This is a genomic window from Plantibacter cousiniae (nom. nud.) (genome assembly GCF_977070315.1).
In genome coordinates, this window is record NZ_CDRVEU010000014.1 from 117,441 (window position 1) to 133,618 (window position 16,178).

Genomic DNA, 16,178 nt, shown 5'->3' on the forward strand with positions numbered 1-16,178 from the left:
CTCAGGCCAGTGAGACATCTTTAAGAAAGGCTTCAACGCGGGGGTGCTGGCCGTCGCGTAGCGCCTGGGGTTTGTCATCGCAGATCACGCGTCCCTTCTCCATAAAGACGATGCGGTCAGAGACCTTGAAGGCGAAGTTCATTTCATGGGTCACGATGACCATCGTGATGCCTTCCTGGGCCAGGGTTTCAATGACCTGCAACACCTCGTTGACCTTCTCCGGGTCGAGCGCCGAGGTGGGCTCGTCGAACAGCATGATTTGCGGGCGCATCATCAGGGCGCGAGCGATGGCGACACGTTGCTGCTGGCCACCCGACAACTGATGCGGGTATTTCCAGGCGTGCTCCAGCATCCCGACCTTGTTCAGCAATTCGTAGGCCTGCTGCTTGAGCTCGGGGACCGGCGCCAGGCGGTGATAACGCGGGGCCAGCAGCAGGTTGTTCAACACCGTCAGGTGCGGAAACAGGTTGAAGCTCTGAAACACCATGCCGATGTTCAGGCGGTAGGCGGCGTTCTCCACGTAACGCGGCTTTTGCGCGCCCTGGCGAACCAGGTGAATGAATGGCTGGCCGTTGATCTTGATGTCGCCGTTGTCGATCTGCTCAAGGCCATTGAGCAGCCGGATCAGCGTGGTTTTGCCCGAGCCTGATGGGCCGATCACCGACACCACCTCGCCGGAATTGATCTGCAGGCTGACCGCACCGAGTACTTCGATGTCGTTGTACGCCTTGTGCAGTCGCGTCGCTTGCAGTGCCGGCCCTTCGAAGTCGATGACAGGACGAGCGACAACCGCCGATTTGCGGCTGGCCAGCTCAAGCATTTCGGCGTCCGGCGTGCGGGTCACCTTGTGCTGTGTGACGTCCAGATAGCGCTCCAGGCGTTTGAGCAGGAAGTCGAATACGGTCACGATCAGCACGTAATAGAACGCCACGGCCGCCATGGTTTCCATCACCAGAAAGTTCTGCGAATACAGGCGCTGACCGACCATCAGGATCTCGGTCAGCGAGATCACTGAAACCAGTGAACTGAGTTTGACGATGGAGATGTATTCGTTGGTCAGCGACGGCAGCGCCACACGCAGCGCCTGCGGGATCACGATCCGCCATTGCGTGCCCACGAAACGCAGGCCCAGTGCCCGGGCAGCTTCGGTCTGGCCCTTGGCGATGGACAGCAGGCCGCCGCGATGAATTTCCGCGACGTAGGCCGTTTCGCACATCACCATGGCAATCAGGCCGGCCCAGAACGGATTGGCCAGCACCGCCGAGGTAGCGGGTACTGCCTGTGGCAAGTTGTAGACAAAGATCAGCAGTACCAGTAACGGTAAACTGCGAAATAACCAGATATAGGCTTTGGCCGGCAAGTTGATCAGCGGCAAAGATGATTGTTTGGCCAGCGCGAGAACAAAACCCAGAACAATACTGATGACCCAGGTCAGTACACTGAGTTGAATGACCGTCCAGGTGGCCATCCAGAATTCCGTATCGCTGAACAGGCCAAACATGTATTTCCAATCAAACGTCATTGTCGGCTCGCTCGGCAAATTGAATAGTGATGGGCGACGTCCTGTTGAAGTTGAAACGGGACGCTGTCCGTTTGCCCTTCTGAAGCCATCATGATTGATGCCAGGTCCGGCAGCCAAATAGTAAGTTTTGGCCCGCAGCATAGGAAAATCCTAAGCAGAGATGCCTGTATTCATCTCCAAGGCGGCAGCGCGTTAAAAAGGCTTAGTGATGCTTTAGTGTCACACCGAGTGGATTGCACACTTTTAGGGCGATTAAATAAAGACGTCGCGATAATCGCTCGTAATAGGTGCGCCGCCCGCATTTACGGGCTTGTCTGGCAAGCGTCTATTATTTAGGGATGCTGCTGAATGACCATGGCCAGCGGCGGGCTCGACTAATACCGCAAGACGCGAGCGGCTGGCACACTCCTCGCTAAGCATAGGTAAAAGCTATTCAAGTGCAGCCGTCCAGGGTCTGCTCAGCACGAGGTATCACGTGGCTCACTTCACCTTGAAACAGCTCAAGTATTTCGTGACGGCGGTCGAAATGGACAGCATTGCCGAGGCCTCGCGACAGCTGCATATTTCGCAGCCGTCTATTTCCGTCGCCATCAAAAACCTCGAAGAAGCCTTCAATCAGCCGCTGTTTGTCCGTCACCACGCTCAAGGTGTTTCGCTAACTTCCGGTGGCGGGAAAGTGTATGAGAAAGCCAAAGAGTTGCTGCGACTTTCCGAAGAGCTCGAACAAAACTCCCGGGCTGAAAACAAACATGTCTCCGGCACTATCGCCATTGGCTGTTTTGAATCGGCCGCCCCGCTTTACATGCCCAGACTGGTGGCCGGTTTCAAGCGCTTATACCCGGACGTCACCATTCAGCTCTATGACGGCGAGCAACATGAACTGATGCACGGGCTGCACCGTGGGCGCTTCGATCTGGCGTTTCTGTACGACCTGGAACTGGGAACCACGATCAACAAGGAGGAATTGAATGCACCGCACAAGCCCTATGCGCTGCTGCCGGCAGCCCACCCTCTGGCGAAGAAAAAAACCGTGACCTTGCTGGAGCTGAGCCACGAACCGATGATCCTGCTCGACGCCGTACCCAGCAGGACCTACTTCATCGATATCTTCACGGAAAAGGGCTACGCGCCGGTGGTCGCGTACAGTTCACCATCGATCGAAATGGTGCGCTGTATGGTCGGCCAGGGTCTGGGGTTTTCGGTGCTGGTCACACGGCCCAGAACCAACATGACCTACGACGGCGAGCTGCTGGTGCAGCTCGATATCGAAGACGACATGCCCGCCTCCACCCTGGTCATGGCCTACCTGCGCAACAACCAGCCAACCCGTGCGACACGCCTGTTCATGGATTACTGCCGGACCATCGAGCTGGCACCGCCTTCAGCCTGAATGGGCGCAGCAGTTCGCGTGCGGTCTGTGCAAAGACTCGTCCACAGGAGGGTGCGAGCCTCGAAGGCAAAAAGGGTCAGATCCATAAAATGACGCCCCCCAGTCAATCGGCTCTGCAGGTCTGCAGCGCCGAGAAAGAGGTGATGTAACCTGCTATGGCGCTGGCCACTACGGTTGGCGGGCTTGCCAGCCATACTTGTCCCGGGCCGGAACGCCCTGGAAAGTTACGGTTGATGGCGCTGACGGTAACCTGATCCTTACTGGTCGAAGAGCCTGGGCCGCAGTTTGCGCACGCGCCGCATGCAGGCTGTAGCAGTTCTGCACCAAAGGTCTCGAATGCCGGAAGGTAGCCTTTTTGCTCACAGTAATCGCGCACGTCTACAGTACCGAACTGCAGATACAGCTTTACGTCCGGATGGCACCTCAGGTCATTTTCAAGCGCCCAGTTGATAACCTCGAAATAGTGATCGAAATCATCACGCTTGCCCGCCGTGCAGGAGCCGCCATAGGCGATATCGACATGAACCCGATCTGTCAGATCGGTGAGTTGTCGTCCATTGCCAGGGTCTCCCGGAGAAGCAATCATCGGACGAACCAGATCGCAATCGAGTTCTATGGTGTCAGCATAGGCCGCATGCGGGTCACTGTGCATCCACGGTTCAAGAACGAAGTCGACGTTGCGTCGTTGCTTGAGAAAACGGACGGTTTCCTGATCGGGCACAACGATGCCGGTGAAACCGCCAAGCTCCGCGGTCATATTGGTGAGTGTTGTGCGCTCATCAGTCGATAAAAACGCGATGGCCGGGCCGCCGAATTCAAATACCTTGCCCACGCCATGACCTGCCCTGATACGCGCATCAGCCAGCAAGACCAGCACCAGATCCTTGGCTGTGACGCCTTCGGCCAATCTGCCGATCAGCGAAATACGCAGTATCTGTGGATACACGGCTCTGACCGAGCCCGTCATGAACGCGTTGGCCATGTCGGTAGTGCCAACACCAAACGCCAGACAGCCAAGCGCGCCACTGTGCGGGGTATGTGAGTCGGTACCCACTACAACTTGTCCAGGCAGCGCATAGTGCTCGGCCATCATCGCGTGAGAGATGCCCTCACTGCCCTCCGCAGGCAAGTAACCGTGTCCGGTGAGCTTATGCTTTTCGACGAAATCCCGGTGCGCGTGGGACAAGCCATCGAGCTCACCGACAAGATTTTGTTTCAAGTGCGCCGGGCTTCGATTTTTATAGGAAAGATGGTCCTCGAAAGCCAGTATGGAATCGGGCTCATACAGTTGAAAATCTTCGCCGAACGCATCATCAAGCAAGTGGGCGCACAGGCCTGTGTAATATTCGTGAATAAAACGCCAGTCCGCCTTTAAAAGGATCCCCGCGCCCTGCTCGACGCGTTGTGCACCATGCGCTTTGATCAAATGACGCTGAATGATTTTTTCAGCGAATGTCAGAGGCCCCATCAGTGCAGGGTGAGACGGGGCCGCAGGCAGCGCAGCCTCATGGCTCAGATGGTCGCGACCATAGTTAAGTAACCCGCCACAGCTCAGGATGGCTGCCGACAAGGCATCCCGGTCCCCTGTCAGCTCTTCCAGAGAAAGCTCTTCGTCTGCCAGCAGACGCGGAATCAATGAAAAGTCAGTGGAGGTCAGCAGCCCTATATTGTCAGCGTTCTGTCGGTAAATACGCTCGAAGCTTTCTGCGATGACCAACCTGATGCCCGCTTTCTTCTCGGCCAAGGGACTGTGCTCGCGAGACGAACCCTTTCCATAACGTTTGCCTGCAACCGTTATTTCAAACCCTGCGCGAAGCACATCATCCTTGCCGATTGGAAGCATCGAGCCGGTCTTGACGCCGACATAGGGGTAGGAGCCAAGGCGATCGTCAAAAAAAGCCAGCACAGGAATCGGTGTTATCTCATCTGTAGAAATGTCGTCACGCAGCGGCTGGGCCTGTTCGAGTACCAGTGTCTGTCCGCCCAGTTGCTGTGACATTTTCATTGGGTCACTGCTCAGAAACAGCAGCTTTCCACTTCGCTTGAAACGCATGACTTACCCCAAAGAAATGTCCGGAATGTTCAGATCAAGTGTCGGCCGTCGTAGGCACTGCTGTCATAGGCGGCACTGTTGGTCGCCAAGACCGGATCAACCTTCGTTGATGTCACCGCACCTCCCCAGGTTGCGTAGATCAGAGCACCGTTCGAGGACTTCCAGGCGTGGCTGCTGCCCGGCGGATAGATCACCAGATCGCCTTTGAGATAAAGGCCGTTTTCATCTTCAAAGTCCCCGTCCAGGATCAGGAAAGTTTCATGACCCAGGTGACGGTGGGACTGCGCGCTGGCACCGGGCTCGCAACGAATCAAGGCAATACGCTGAGCGCTTTCACCGCATTCGAATACGGTATAGATACTTGCACCGTTGCGGCCCAGTTGCTGGTGCGCCGACCACTGAATGGAATCAGGATCATTGGAGATGTCCAGCAGGTTGAAAACAGTGGGGGTCATGTCAGAGCCTGTCATAGAGAAGAGCCAATGAAATCGGAGGTCGAGCTGATTGTTGCAGTGCGCGATATTCTTTCTATTGCCGCCACATGACGCTCGCGTGTGACGGCGGCACAAGCGTCTTCCAGAACCGTAACGTTGAAGTCACGGTCGTGGCCGTCCAGTGTAGTGGCCAGGATGACGTGCTCGGTCGAGACGCCTGTCAGTATCAGTTCTTCGATACCCTGGGTTCTAAGAAGCAGCTCCAGGTTGGTTTGATAGAAAGGACTGACCCGGCTTTTGGCAACGATGATTTCATCCTCGCGCGGACGCAATTCGTCATGCACTTGGGTAGACCAGGTTTTCAACTTCAGAACGTCGTGTTCTTTTGCAGGCGCAAACACTCGGGAGCGAAGGGGAAAGCCTTCGTAGTGTGCGTTGAACCCAACCACAACAAACACAATCTGCAGATGGTGATCGCGCGCATGGCTGAGAGCGGCTGCGGCTTTTTTCAGAACACCGCCCTCCTGGATCTGCTGGTAATAGCCTTCACGACCATAAACCCCTTCGGGGTGGACAATCTCATTGATGAAGTCCATGACCAACAGTGCTTTTTTTACAGACATCATTCATTCCTTTAAATGAGAGGGCATCACGCAACTTCAGTGATTTCAATAGATAGATCGGCGTACACCGGTGCCAGAGCGTCGGAAGCCACGTAGTGAGCATCCTGGGCAAAGTCTGTCCAGAATCCGGGGCGACTGCTGCCAGCCTGCATGAACCAGCGGGTGTGTTCACAAGGGAGACCCAATACGTCAAGCCCTCTGAGCGGCTGGCCTTTGCTATCAATCGGGTGGTAAGGCCCCGGAGTAACGGCAACGCCGCCTGTGACAAAGCGATCGTGCGTGTCCTCGTTCACGTAGTTGGTCCAGTAACCGCGCCGTATCAGGTTTTGGGTAAGGACCGAAGGATCTCTGGGCAGATCAGGTGAAGGGATGCGTCCATCAATGACGATATCGATCAGTTGCCTGGAGTTTTTGACTCTGGGCGACTCAATGGTGAATTTATTCTGCTCGACGTCTATTCCATAGACTGTTTCAGGCCCGACCAGCGTCAGAACACCCGCAGCAATGAGGGCACGAATCTGCTCGGTCCGATAGAGCGGAGGGCCCGCGGTCAGAAACAGACTGGTCGGGGCGTAATCACGCAGGAAATCCTCTTTATGAGAACGCGGTGCAAGCCTTCCGAAATCCACCACACTTCTGATCAGCGCTCGCGTGTCACGGATGGTATCCAGAGCTGCTTTTACCGGGTTGTTCACATTGCCTTCGCGGGCGCAGTCCAGGTCCCTTTGTAAAACCGTATCCAGGGCTTGGGCGAAGTCTGCCGGGCTGGTGAATTCTTGTGCCTGAAAAGGTCTGGCCAGACGATCCAGATCCAGAGCAGGTAAATCGACCACCGCAAAGCAGGCCGCTTCTGTCACAAGCGCCTCGTACGTAAAAAGTTGCTGCTGAACAACGCGACGCTTGAACTCCAGCTCGGCCGATGCACCTTGTTTGGCCCGTATGGCGGTGGCGAAGTAGACGATGTTTATTTCAATCAATAAGAGCGGGAGAACTTCGGCAGCAAAATCTATCTGGCCACGCTGTTGCAGTGCGTTGATTTTTTCGCGCGTAATGTAGACAGGTTGGTATTGAAAGTCCGGACCTTTCTGATTTCTGCCCCTGCCAGGTATCAGCATGCCGCTGCGCGACCCGGCAAACAGTTGCGGCTCGAGGCCGGACGGAATATACGAAGTGACACCCTTCACAACACTGAAGGTACCTCCGCGGCCGACGGTGAACTCAGCAACGATGTCGTGAAAAGCAAGGCCCAGGCCGACGATGCCTACCGGCTGGCGAGGCTTTATTCGGGAAAGCGGCATGTCTGCAGCGGAATCCCCGCGAAGGAAACCCAGCCCTGGAGTCTGCTGTGCGAACTGCTGAAGAGTCTTTTCCCAACCAACCAGTTCGGGCTTCGGATGCCCGGTTGCGATGACTACCCTGTCAACACACAGAGACGTTCCGTCGTCCAGTTGCAGCGTGCGTGTATCGTCCTGTTCATCGTCAATAAGATCGACGACCACGGCAGAAACTCTAGATAGCGAGATATTTGATGTGAAGCTGGCTTCGATGGTCGACAACACAAATTGCATGTACTCGCCGTGCACCGCACGCGGAGCGTATGCATTAGGGCCCGGATAGTCGGGGTCTGCGTTTCTCCACCATTGCGCCAGCGAAGGCCCCGCACCAGGTCTTACAGGACCTTCATCGAGCGGACCGGAGAATGAAGAGACTTCTTCGGCAACCGTGTTCATCACATAATGACGTGGCTGATTAGTGCGCCATATGCGGCCCGTGCCCATTTGAGCACTGTCGATAAGATAAATAACGACCTGTCTGACAGGCGCATTGACGAGCATGAGTGCGGCGAGACGCTCCAGCACAGACAAGCCACGAGGCCCGCTGCCAATGATCGCGATGCGATATGCCGACGCTGAGGGCGCGACGTTTCGAAGAGGCATACTGACTCCTGTTGGTATGTAGTAACCGTGGAAAAGAGGGGCAATCAGTTAAAGGCGTTATGGATGCGTCGAACGGCCTCATCGATCGCTTCATCACTGCCGGCAAATGACAGTCGGACATAGCCCTCGCCCCCCTCGCCGAATGCCGTGCCTGGAGTGACCGCAACCTTGGCTGTGTCTAGCAGCCAGCGGGTAAATGTCAGGGAGTTTTCAAAGCCCAGAGCGTTGATCGAAGCAAAGACATAAAGCGCGCCCTCGGGAACCACGCATCTGATACCGGCAATTTTCTCAAGGCCAGAGATCAGTCGGTCTCTTCGCTTCTGGTATGACTCGACCATTACCGCGATGGGCTGCTGATCACCATTGAGAGCAGCAAGGCCGCCGCGCTGAATGAAAGACCCCGCGCAGCCCACCGTATGCTGATGAACCTTGAGCATTTCATTGGAGATGCGCTCGGCACTGACGACATACCCCAGCCGCCAGCCCGTCATTGCATAGGCTTTGGAAAAGCCGCTGACCGTTACGGTAATGTCCGCGGCACCTTCGATGCTGGCAATACTGATGTGGCGAACATCGCCATAAATGACTTTTTCATAAATTTCATCGGAGATGATGTACAGCCCGTGCTTCAGGGCGACCCTGACAACGCCCTCGACCTCTTCACGGCTCAGCACGCGGCCGGTCGGGTTATTGGGATTGTTGATCAGGATTGCCTTGGAGCGCGGAGTAATGGCTTGCTCCAGGACATTCGCGTCAAGAAAAAACCCGTTATTGCCGTCCAGCGGCACAGCCCTGACCGTGGCACCCGCCATCGCAGCCATTGCCTTGTAACTAACCCAACTGGGCGTCGGGATAATGATTTCATCGCCTTCATCCAGCAGTGTCATCATGGTGATAAACAACGCATGCTTTGCCGAAGGCGTAATAATGATGTTTTTATCCGCCACTAGGCTCAACGCCTGCTCGGTCTTGTACTTGTGTACAACGGCTTGCAGTAATGCAGTGGTGCCACGGCTGGGTGTGTAGTGCGTATCGCCCTCGGACAGCGCTTCAACGGCAGCCTGTGTAACATGATCAGGCGTCCTGAAATCAGGCTCACCGCCGCCCAGATCGACAACATCTTCCCCCTGCTCACGCAGGCTACGTACCCTGTCTAAAATTACGTAAGTTTCCGAAAGCTGCAAACTTTCAACACGCTTAGAGAGTGCGCGCATCCGCATTTAGAATCACCTTGAAATATGAACATGCTGATAAGGGTTGTATCGTGTTAACAGTAAATCAGTCGATGACACAGCCCGCTCTGTTACGGGACCAATAAGACTGAAAGCTTTCGGCGGTGCACAGGTCTTTGAAAGCGTAGGTTTTCAACAGCCAGCGGGACGCCGCACTTTCAGGGTTCAGAATGTCGATCTTTTCCCGGTTGTGCAGACCGTCCTGATTGGCGAAGGTCAACAAGTCGCCAGTCAGTATGCGGTGGCGCTTGCAGTGCGAACGTGTCATTGCACTTTTGAATGCGATGAAGGCATCGCGTGCTTCGACAGGGGCTTGTTCGGCAACGCAGGTCATGGTGTCGAGAAAGCGGATGGAATGGTCGTTGCTCAGAATGGCATGTTTTTCAGAGGTGCTGAGTTGCTTGTTCATGTCACGGGAAAAGATATCGAACACGGTATAGAAATGCGGCTCACGCAAGCAGGCAATGTGCCGGGGCTCCAGGTTTCTGACGATGTCGACACCATCGATATAACCGGTATAGATCAGGTCATCTTCCGGGCAACGCATGCCCAGCAACGTGATGTAGTCGGCCCTGACTTTATGCGCGGTACGATCATTGTGGAACACCAGTTCACTGTCGCTGAAGCCGGTCAATTGCCCGCTGTACTTCTTGATGGCAATAACATCGGTGAAGAAATCACCTTCATTTCTGGTCTTATAAGACAGTAACGGTGTGCCGGTAAGTTGCGCAAACAGTTCAAGAAAGGCCTCACTGACAAACTGTGTTTTCTTGACGTGTTTATCCTTTACCGGATCCTCCGGATCAAGCTCGGGAATCAACCTGTCCATAGGGCAGTTGCGAATAACGTGAATCTTTTGCTGATGATTCGCTCTTTCGCTGCGGATAATCTGACAGGCACTCAGGAAACGAGCGGGCACATCGGAGTGCAAGCGCCGTATTCCTTCCGAGAAACCTGTGTAGCTTTTATAGGGGGATAAATCTAGCGGTTCCAGAAGATTCAGCAGGTGTGCTTTCTCTTCAGGCTCAAAAGTAAATAGCGGGATCATGCCTCTCCTCCATGGAAAGAGTTCAGTTCAATTAAGAAAGCGTCAGGCCGGTGGCGTCTATCGTCAGTGCGAGGGCGTGCTGCTCAAACTAGTTGGCAACACGGTTTACAACAGCGGTCAGCAGGGGAATCGGTCTCAGGTTGAACGGGGGGCCAGTGCATAGCTTTTTTCAACGCGCGGGAACAACGGCACCGTCAATAGCGCGCAGAAGGCTGCTGCCAGCCACACCACTCCCCAGGAAAAGTGAGTCATGAGAGAGGATGCAGCGATGGGCGTTGCGAACAGCACCACAAACACGCAGGTATTGCCCATGGCCAAGGCTGTACCCGCCCGACTCGCACCCGCCAGTGTGGCAAGTTCGGTATAGGCGACACCGTGCCAGGCGGACACGCTGATTCCAGCAATGATCATGACGCCGATAATCAGACCGCTGGCCAGCGCAGTTTCACTCAAGCCATAAAACCCCGCTGCCGACACCAAGGTGCCCAGCGCCAAAAAAGTCAGGGTGCTTAACCAAGCACACGTCTTGAGGTAGGCACGTCGGTTTTTGTTTTTGTCGGTCCAGCGTCCGCTCCATATTCTGCTGACAATCGCGCCGACCTGGATAATCGCCAACGTGGTTGAAATCAGCGTGATGTCCATCTTGCTGAAATCATGGAAGAACACCGCCGCATAGGTGAGGATCGCGAATTGAGGCGCGCATAACAGACCGATGGCTAATACGATGCGCCAGACCCTCAGATCCTTTAACGGGCTCGCACTTGTCTCCATGCTCTGTTTTTTTGCAGCGCTGCTGGAGAAGTCGGGTTCATAGAGCCAGAACCCGGCGAACAACGCCGCTATCAGGCAGAACAAGGCTGATGCAGTAAAGACCTCTACAAACCCGTAGGTATAAGCGAGATAGGGCAGCACGATTGCCCCCAAGGCGTAACCGCCCGGAACGGCCGTCTGGCGAATGCTCATGGCCAACCCCCGTTCACCCTCTTTGAACCAGGCCATGATCGCTCGCCCACTGGCTCCGTTGACGCTGCTGCCAAGCAGGCCCACTACGAACAGGCCCACCGCCAGCAATACGACCGTCGGTGCGTAAGAGGCCAGCATGGCCAATATCAGCAATGCAATCCCCGAACTGAGCAGGCCAGTCAGCAGTACGGGACGGTCTCCCCAGCGGTCAGTCAGCAGCCCCCATGGGATCTCGCTGATGGCGATACCCAATCCTAAAACGCCGAGTACAAGCCCCAGCTCGCTGTTATCCAACTGGTAGGTGGCACGCATATAGACCGCCGTCGCGGGCAGCCCCCCTACGACGCTTGAAAAGCTCGCATTGGCGGCCACGCCGACGCCAAGCACTTTCCAACGGTGACCGTTATCGACAGTCATAAGAATCCCACTATTTAATTGGTTGTGGGTCGCAAGATTCTCATGAGAGTATCGTCTCGAATATCAAATTATTTTGCGTGTTCGTCCCAAAAAGCAGGATTGTTATGAGACCGGTGAATTTCGATTTAGATGTCATGCGCAGTTTTGTAACAGGGGTCGAATTGGGCAGTTTTGCCAAGGCCGCGCAGAAACTTGCCCGCTCTACGTCAGCCATTAGTGCCCAATTGAAAAAACTGGAAGCTCAGGCAGGCTCTCCACTCTTCAAGAAAGCCGGACGCAAGCTGGCGTTGACGGACACCGGGGAGGTGTTACTTAACTATTCCAAGCGCCTCTTGAGCCTTAACGACGAGACCATAACGGCAGTGTCGGAGCTCAAACTCAAAGGCTGGGTACGCCTCGGGCTTCAGGAAGACCTGGGCAGTTTCTTGCCGACAGTGCTTGGACGATTCGCCAGAGCCCACCCCGATGTTCGAGTCGAGGCACGTATTGCACGTAATGCAGATCTGTTGAACCGCATCGAAAATGGTTCTCTCGATCTTGCAGTGGCGTGGGGGGGTGTAAAAAAGAATGGGTACCAAGAAACGATCGTAGAGCTGCCCATGCAATGGATCGGATCGTCACACCGGTATCTGGACTGGCGTGTCGAGTCAGGCAACCCACTTCCTGTGATTGCATTTGATGCGCCTTGTCCCTTCCATTCAAAGGCCACTGACGCATTGAACCTTGCCGGGATCCCTTGGCATCTTTCCTTTACCAGCTCGAGTCTCAATGGTCTGTCTGCGGCCACCGAGGCTGGATTGGGCTACACCATCAGAACGGCTCTTGGTCTTCAATCGGGCACTGAGCTTCTGAATATCGAAGACCGGGGTTTGCCGGCTCTGCCTTCGATAGCCCTGACGTTGCACAGGCACGAGGCGAATCCCAATCCTCTGACCGAGCGATTGTCGAGCATGGTGGTACAAGCGATCAGAAGCGAGATCGCCTGATCGCAATGGCCTGACGACCGGCGAAGATATCAGGCCAGGAATTACTCGGCCTTTTCAACACCGCCAGCCTTCTCTTCCAGCTCGGCCATCTTGGCCTCCAGCGCTTCCAGGCGGGCGCGGGTGCGGGCGAGAACGGCCATCTGGCTGTCGAACTCTTCACGGCTGACCAGATCCAGTTTGCTGAAGCCGCTTTGCAGCAGGGCCTTGAACTGGGTTTCGAATTCGCTACGCGGTACAGGCGTTTCGCCATTGAACAGGCGAGAGGCGTGGCCGCTGAGAGCGTCAAGAAAGGCTTTGGGCGCGAGCATGGTGATTTTCCTGAATCAGAGGGCGGCAGTGTAACACGCAGTGTCTATAGTCACTTCCAGGTGCGCGATGCACGCTTATGGAGCGCGATGACGGGCATATGAGCACCATTGCTGTGCATTCGCTCCTTGATGGACCCTGCAAGGTCGTGCAAAACCAGCCCAAGAGCCTGTATTCAATGAATATTCGCGAGATGGCAAGCTTTCTGCTTAGTGGCTTATGACCCATGCACTGATGCAGTCGCTGTGACGAATGCAGTGCGGCAGGCGGAGCGGGGAAGTGTTTCGTCAGAAGCGGTTTTCTGGAGTTGGTCTGGCCTGATCAGGCGGCCAGCACGTTACAAAGCCAGACACTGCGCTTAGACTTGAGTCGGGTTTGTTTTCCTGGGGCAAGTCCACCAAATTCGGGAGAAAGTTTTCATGAAGCTAGTCACTGCCATCATCAAGCCGTTCAAACTGGATGACGTGCGCGAGTCGTTGTCTGAAATCGGCGTGCAGGGCATCACCGTCACTGAAGTCAAAGGCTTCGGGCGTCAGAAGGGTCACACTGAGCTTTATCGCGGTGCTGAATACGTCGTCGACTTCCTTCCCAAAGTGAAGATCGATGTCGCCATCGATGACAAGGATCTGGATCGTGTCATCGAAGCCATAACCAAGGCTGCCAACACTGGCAAGATCGGTGACGGCAAGATTTTCGTGGTCAATCTGGAACAGGCCATCCGCATCCGTACCGGCGAGACCGATACAGACGCTATTTAAGCCGCCAAACCCAACGCCCCAGGAGAAAACAATATGACTCTGCGTCAATTCGCAGGGCTCGGTGCCCTGTTGTCCCTCGCATTACCTGGTCTTGCCCTGGCGGCTGACCCAGTGGCCGAGCCGGTGCTGAACTCTGGCGACACTGCATGGATGCTGACCTCGACCGCTCTGGTCCTGTTCATGACCATCCCCGGTCTCGCGCTGTTCTACGGCGGCATGGTTCGTTCCAAGAACATTCTTTCGGTGATGATGCAGTGCTTCGCCATCACCGGTCTGATCAGCATCCTGTGGGTCGTCTACGGCTACAGCATCGCGTTTGACACAACCGGCATGGAAGCGGGCGTCGTCAACTTCAATTCCTTCTTTGGCGGTATGGGTAAAGCGTTCCTGGCAGGCATCACGCCGGCAAGCATTACCGGTCCTGCTGCGTTGTTCCCTGAGGCGGTGTTCGTCACCTTCCAGATGACCTTCGCAATCATCACCCCTGCCCTGATTGTCGGCGCTTTCGCAGAACGCATGAAGTTCTCCGCGATGCTGGTGTTCATGGGTATCTGGTTCACTCTGGTCTACGCGCCAATCGCCCACATGGTCTGGGGCGGCGTCGGTGGTTTGCTGTGGGACTGGGGCGTTCTGGACTTCGCTGGCGGCACCGTCGTACACATCAACGCCGGTATAGCCGGTCTGGTGGCCTGCCTGGTACTGGGCAAGCGCAAAGGTTTCCCGACCACGCCGATGGCACCGCACAACCTGGGTTACACCCTGATCGGCGCAGCGATGCTCTGGGTCGGCTGGTTCGGCTTCAACGCCGGCTCCGCGGCTGCAGCCAACGGCACTGCCGGTATGGCCATGCTGGTTACTCAAATCGCTACCGCGGCCGCCGCACTGGGCTGGATGTTCGCCGAGTGGCTGACTCACGGTAAGCCAAGTGCTCTGGGTATTGCTTCGGGCGTGGTTGCCGGTCTGGTTGCCATTACCCCTGCCGCCGGTACCGTTGGCCCGATGGGCGCTTTGATCATCGGTCTGGCAGCGGGCGTGATCTGCTTCTTCTGCGCAACCAGCCTCAAGCGCAAGCTGGGCTACGACGACTCCCTGGATGCGTTCGGCGTTCACGGCATCGGCGGTATCGTCGGCGCGATCCTGACCGGCGTGTTCGCAGCACCTGCACTGGGCGGTTTCGGCACCGTGACTGACATCGGTGCTCAGGTCTGGATTCAATTCAAGGGCGTTGCGTTCACCGTTGTCTACACCGCAATCGTGACCTTCATCATCCTCAAGGTGCTGGATGCGGTCATGGGGCTGCGCGTCACCGACGAGGAAGAGTCTGTCGGTCTGGACCTTGCGCAACACAACGAGCGTGGCTACAACTTGTAAGCTTCGGCCTACGCAAAAAAGAATGCCCGGTCTCCGGGCATTTTTTTGTCTGACGTTTGTGGATATACCGCCGCTTTTTGCTGTCATTGATCTTGCCCGTGTCAATGATTTCGGCACCGTGACGCAGCGCAGGTAACGAGGTTGCGACAGTCTTCGTCAACTTGCAGGGAAGCCGGCTTATTGCGCGCTTTGCTTTTTTCTCAGTCGAGTTAGAATGCGCGCCGAAGGTGCGGAGAACGGTATGTGGCATCAATCCAGGATTGCCTTGCGGGCCAGGCCCCGCGGGTTCCATCTGGTGACTGACGAGATAGTCGCGGGTTTGCCCGCATTACGCGATTGTCGTGTCGGGCTACTGCATGTATGGCTGCAACATACCTCGGCTTCGTTGACCGTCAACGAAAATGCCGATCCGGCGGTACGTCGCGACTTTGAGCGTTTTTTCAACCGTCTGGTGCCCCAGGGCGTGGACGGCTACGAACATGACGACGAAGGCCCTGATGACTTGCCAGCGCATTTCAAGGCCAGTCTGCTGGGCTGCCAGTTGCTGTTGCCGGTTACGGCTGGGCGACTGGCGCTGGGCACCTGGCAAGGTATTTACCTGGGCGAACATCGAGACGCTGGTGGATCTCGTAACGTCCTGGCGACCCTTCAGGGTGAGTAGACATCACCGCTGAGATCAGCGGTTGTTGAATTTTTCCGATCGCCTTAGCATTTCCGGGCGGTTGGGCTATAACTAATCAGCTTTCGCAAGTCATGAGGTACAACATGAGCGACGACGACGATATTAAGGATGATCTGGAAGACGATCTGGACGGCGAAGAAGACGATGGTCTCGCAGCTGCCTCCCCGGAAGACGAAGCAGCCGAACCAGACGATTCCGACGTTCCGGCGGCACCCGCAAAAGGCAAGGCCAAGGCTGCTGTCTCGGTCGATGAATTGCCCAGCGTAGAAGCCAAGAACAAGGAACGTGATGCGCTGGCACGTGCCATGGAAGAATTCCTGGCGCGTGGCGGCAAGGTGCAGGAAGTGGAGGCCAACGTGGTCGCCGATCCGCCCAAGAAGCCTGACAACAAATACGGTAGCCGCCCTATCTGAGGCTGCATGGCTGTATGAGGAAAGCCCGCCGTCGCTGCGGGCT

15 protein-coding genes are annotated in these 16,178 nt (G+C 55.8%); 6 read left to right on the top strand and 9 right to left on the bottom strand.

The features are described 5' to 3' along the window. Position 1: 1 nt before the first annotated feature. On the bottom strand, positions 2-1,522 hold the full coding sequence (locus tag ACW55A_RS23725; protein ID WP_003435000.1) for an amino acid ABC transporter permease/ATP-binding protein: 1,521 nt from the start codon (positions 1,520-1,522) through the stop codon (positions 2-4). Positions 1,523-1,997: 475 nt separating this feature from the next. Here ACW55A_RS23725 and ACW55A_RS23730 point away from each other — a divergent pair, with 475 nt between their 5' ends. Beyond that, the gene (locus ACW55A_RS23730; protein WP_498811662.1) at positions 1,998-2,912 is read left to right on the top strand and encodes a LysR family transcriptional regulator; all 915 of its coding nucleotides are present in this window, start codon (positions 1,998-2,000) and stop codon (positions 2,910-2,912) included. A gap of 103 nt (positions 2,913-3,015) precedes the next feature. Here the strand turns inward: ACW55A_RS23730 and ACW55A_RS23735 are convergent, their stop codons facing one another. The 7 genes from ACW55A_RS23735 to ACW55A_RS23765 form a co-directional block, all read right to left on the bottom strand. After that, on the bottom strand, positions 3,016-4,965 hold the full coding sequence (locus ACW55A_RS23735) for an aconitase family protein (protein ID WP_498811663.1): 1,950 nt from the start codon (positions 4,963-4,965) through the stop codon (positions 3,016-3,018). A gap of 29 nt (positions 4,966-4,994) precedes the next feature. Next, positions 4,995-5,420, bottom strand: coding sequence for a cupin domain-containing protein (locus ACW55A_RS23740; RefSeq protein WP_057401486.1), 426 nt, complete (start codon positions 5,418-5,420; stop codon positions 4,995-4,997). Positions 5,421-5,431: 11 nt separating this feature from the next. Further along, positions 5,432-6,022 (bottom strand): cysteine hydrolase family protein, encoded by a 591-nt coding sequence (locus ACW55A_RS23745; protein WP_498811664.1) that lies wholly within the window; start codon positions 6,020-6,022, stop codon positions 5,432-5,434. 26 nt (positions 6,023-6,048) lie between these two features. After that, positions 6,049-7,959 carry an FAD/NAD(P)-binding protein gene (locus ACW55A_RS23750; RefSeq protein ID WP_498811665.1) on the bottom strand — a complete coding sequence of 637 codons (1,911 nt, stop codon included), beginning with the start codon at positions 7,957-7,959 and terminating at the stop codon, positions 6,049-6,051. Positions 7,960-8,003: 44 nt separating this feature from the next. Then, on the bottom strand, positions 8,004-9,179 hold the full coding sequence (locus tag ACW55A_RS23755) for a pyridoxal phosphate-dependent aminotransferase (protein WP_455808359.1): 1,176 nt from the start codon (positions 9,177-9,179) through the stop codon (positions 8,004-8,006). A 58-nt stretch (positions 9,180-9,237) separates the two neighbouring features. Then, positions 9,238-10,239 carry a Fe(II)-2OG oxygenase family protein gene (locus tag ACW55A_RS23760; RefSeq protein ID WP_498811666.1) on the bottom strand — a complete coding sequence of 334 codons (1,002 nt, stop codon included), beginning with the start codon at positions 10,237-10,239 and terminating at the stop codon, positions 9,238-9,240. Between the two features lie 135 nt (positions 10,240-10,374). Continuing rightward, complete coding sequence (locus ACW55A_RS23765) at positions 10,375-11,619, bottom strand: MFS transporter (protein ID WP_455808361.1); 1,245 nt, start codon at positions 11,617-11,619, stop codon at positions 10,375-10,377. Positions 11,620-11,723: 104 nt separating this feature from the next. Here ACW55A_RS23765 and ACW55A_RS23770 point away from each other — a divergent pair, with 104 nt between their 5' ends. Then, positions 11,724-12,605 (top strand): LysR substrate-binding domain-containing protein, encoded by an 882-nt coding sequence (locus ACW55A_RS23770; protein WP_005743179.1) that lies wholly within the window; start codon positions 11,724-11,726, stop codon positions 12,603-12,605. Positions 12,606-12,646: 41 nt separating this feature from the next. Here ACW55A_RS23770 and ACW55A_RS23775 read toward each other — a convergent pair whose 3' ends face one another. Beyond that, the gene (locus ACW55A_RS23775) at positions 12,647-12,913 is read right to left on the bottom strand and encodes an accessory factor UbiK family protein (RefSeq protein WP_455808362.1); all 267 of its coding nucleotides are present in this window, start codon (positions 12,911-12,913) and stop codon (positions 12,647-12,649) included. Between the two features lie 417 nt (positions 12,914-13,330). On the opposite strand from ACW55A_RS23775, the gene glnK reads away from it, so the two are divergent. The 4 genes from glnK (at position 13,331) to sutA (ending at position 16,135) form a co-directional block, all read left to right on the top strand. After that, positions 13,331-13,669, top strand: a complete 339-nt coding sequence (gene glnK / locus ACW55A_RS23780) for a P-II family nitrogen regulator (RefSeq protein WP_002555808.1) — start codon at positions 13,331-13,333, stop codon at positions 13,667-13,669. A 33-nt stretch (positions 13,670-13,702) separates the two neighbouring features. After that, entirely contained in the window at positions 13,703-15,040 is a 1,338-nt protein-coding gene (locus ACW55A_RS23785; protein WP_003435008.1) for an ammonium transporter, read from the top strand. 241 nt (positions 15,041-15,281) lie between these two features. Then, positions 15,282-15,701, top strand: coding sequence for a secondary thiamine-phosphate synthase enzyme YjbQ (locus tag ACW55A_RS23790; RefSeq protein WP_003367544.1), 420 nt, complete (start codon positions 15,282-15,284; stop codon positions 15,699-15,701). A gap of 104 nt (positions 15,702-15,805) precedes the next feature. Continuing rightward, entirely contained in the window at positions 15,806-16,135 is a 330-nt protein-coding gene (gene sutA / locus ACW55A_RS23795) for a dormancy-specific transcriptional regulator SutA (protein ID WP_003367546.1), read from the top strand. The last annotated feature ends 43 nt before the right edge of the window (positions 16,136-16,178 follow it).

Bases quoted from the DNA above. Each gene is read 5' to 3' on its own strand.
- ACW55A_RS23725 (WP_003435000.1), bottom strand. From the start codon at position 1,522: ATGACGTTTGATTGGAAATACATGTTTGGCCTGTTCAGCGATACGGAA.
- ACW55A_RS23735 (WP_498811663.1), bottom strand. From the start codon at position 4,965: ATGCGTTTCAAGCGAAGTGGAAAGCTGCTGTTTCTGAGCAGTGACCCA.
- ACW55A_RS23740 (WP_057401486.1), bottom strand. From the start codon at position 5,420: ATGACCCCCACTGTTTTCAACCTGCTGGACATCTCCAATGATCCTGAT.
- ACW55A_RS23745 (WP_498811664.1), bottom strand. From the start codon at position 6,022: ATGTCTGTAAAAAAAGCACTGTTGGTCATGGACTTCATCAATGAGATT.
- ACW55A_RS23750 (WP_498811665.1), bottom strand. From the start codon at position 7,959: ATGCCTCTTCGAAACGTCGCGCCCTCAGCGTCGGCATATCGCATCGCG.
- ACW55A_RS23755 (WP_455808359.1), bottom strand. From the start codon at position 9,179: ATGCGGATGCGCGCACTCTCTAAGCGTGTTGAAAGTTTGCAGCTTTCG.
- ACW55A_RS23760 (WP_498811666.1), bottom strand. From the start codon at position 10,239: ATGATCCCGCTATTTACTTTTGAGCCTGAAGAGAAAGCACACCTGCTG.
- ACW55A_RS23765 (WP_455808361.1), bottom strand. From the start codon at position 11,619: ATGACTGTCGATAACGGTCACCGTTGGAAAGTGCTTGGCGTCGGCGTG.
- ACW55A_RS23770 (WP_005743179.1), top strand. From the start codon at position 11,724: ATGAGACCGGTGAATTTCGATTTAGATGTCATGCGCAGTTTTGTAACA.
- ACW55A_RS23775 (WP_455808362.1), bottom strand. From the start codon at position 12,913: ATGCTCGCGCCCAAAGCCTTTCTTGACGCTCTCAGCGGCCACGCCTCT.
- glnK (WP_002555808.1), top strand. From the start codon at position 13,331: ATGAAGCTAGTCACTGCCATCATCAAGCCGTTCAAACTGGATGACGTG.
- ACW55A_RS23785 (WP_003435008.1), top strand. From the start codon at position 13,703: ATGACTCTGCGTCAATTCGCAGGGCTCGGTGCCCTGTTGTCCCTCGCA.
- ACW55A_RS23790 (WP_003367544.1), top strand. From the start codon at position 15,282: ATGTGGCATCAATCCAGGATTGCCTTGCGGGCCAGGCCCCGCGGGTTC.
- sutA (WP_003367546.1), top strand. From the start codon at position 15,806: ATGAGCGACGACGACGATATTAAGGATGATCTGGAAGACGATCTGGAC.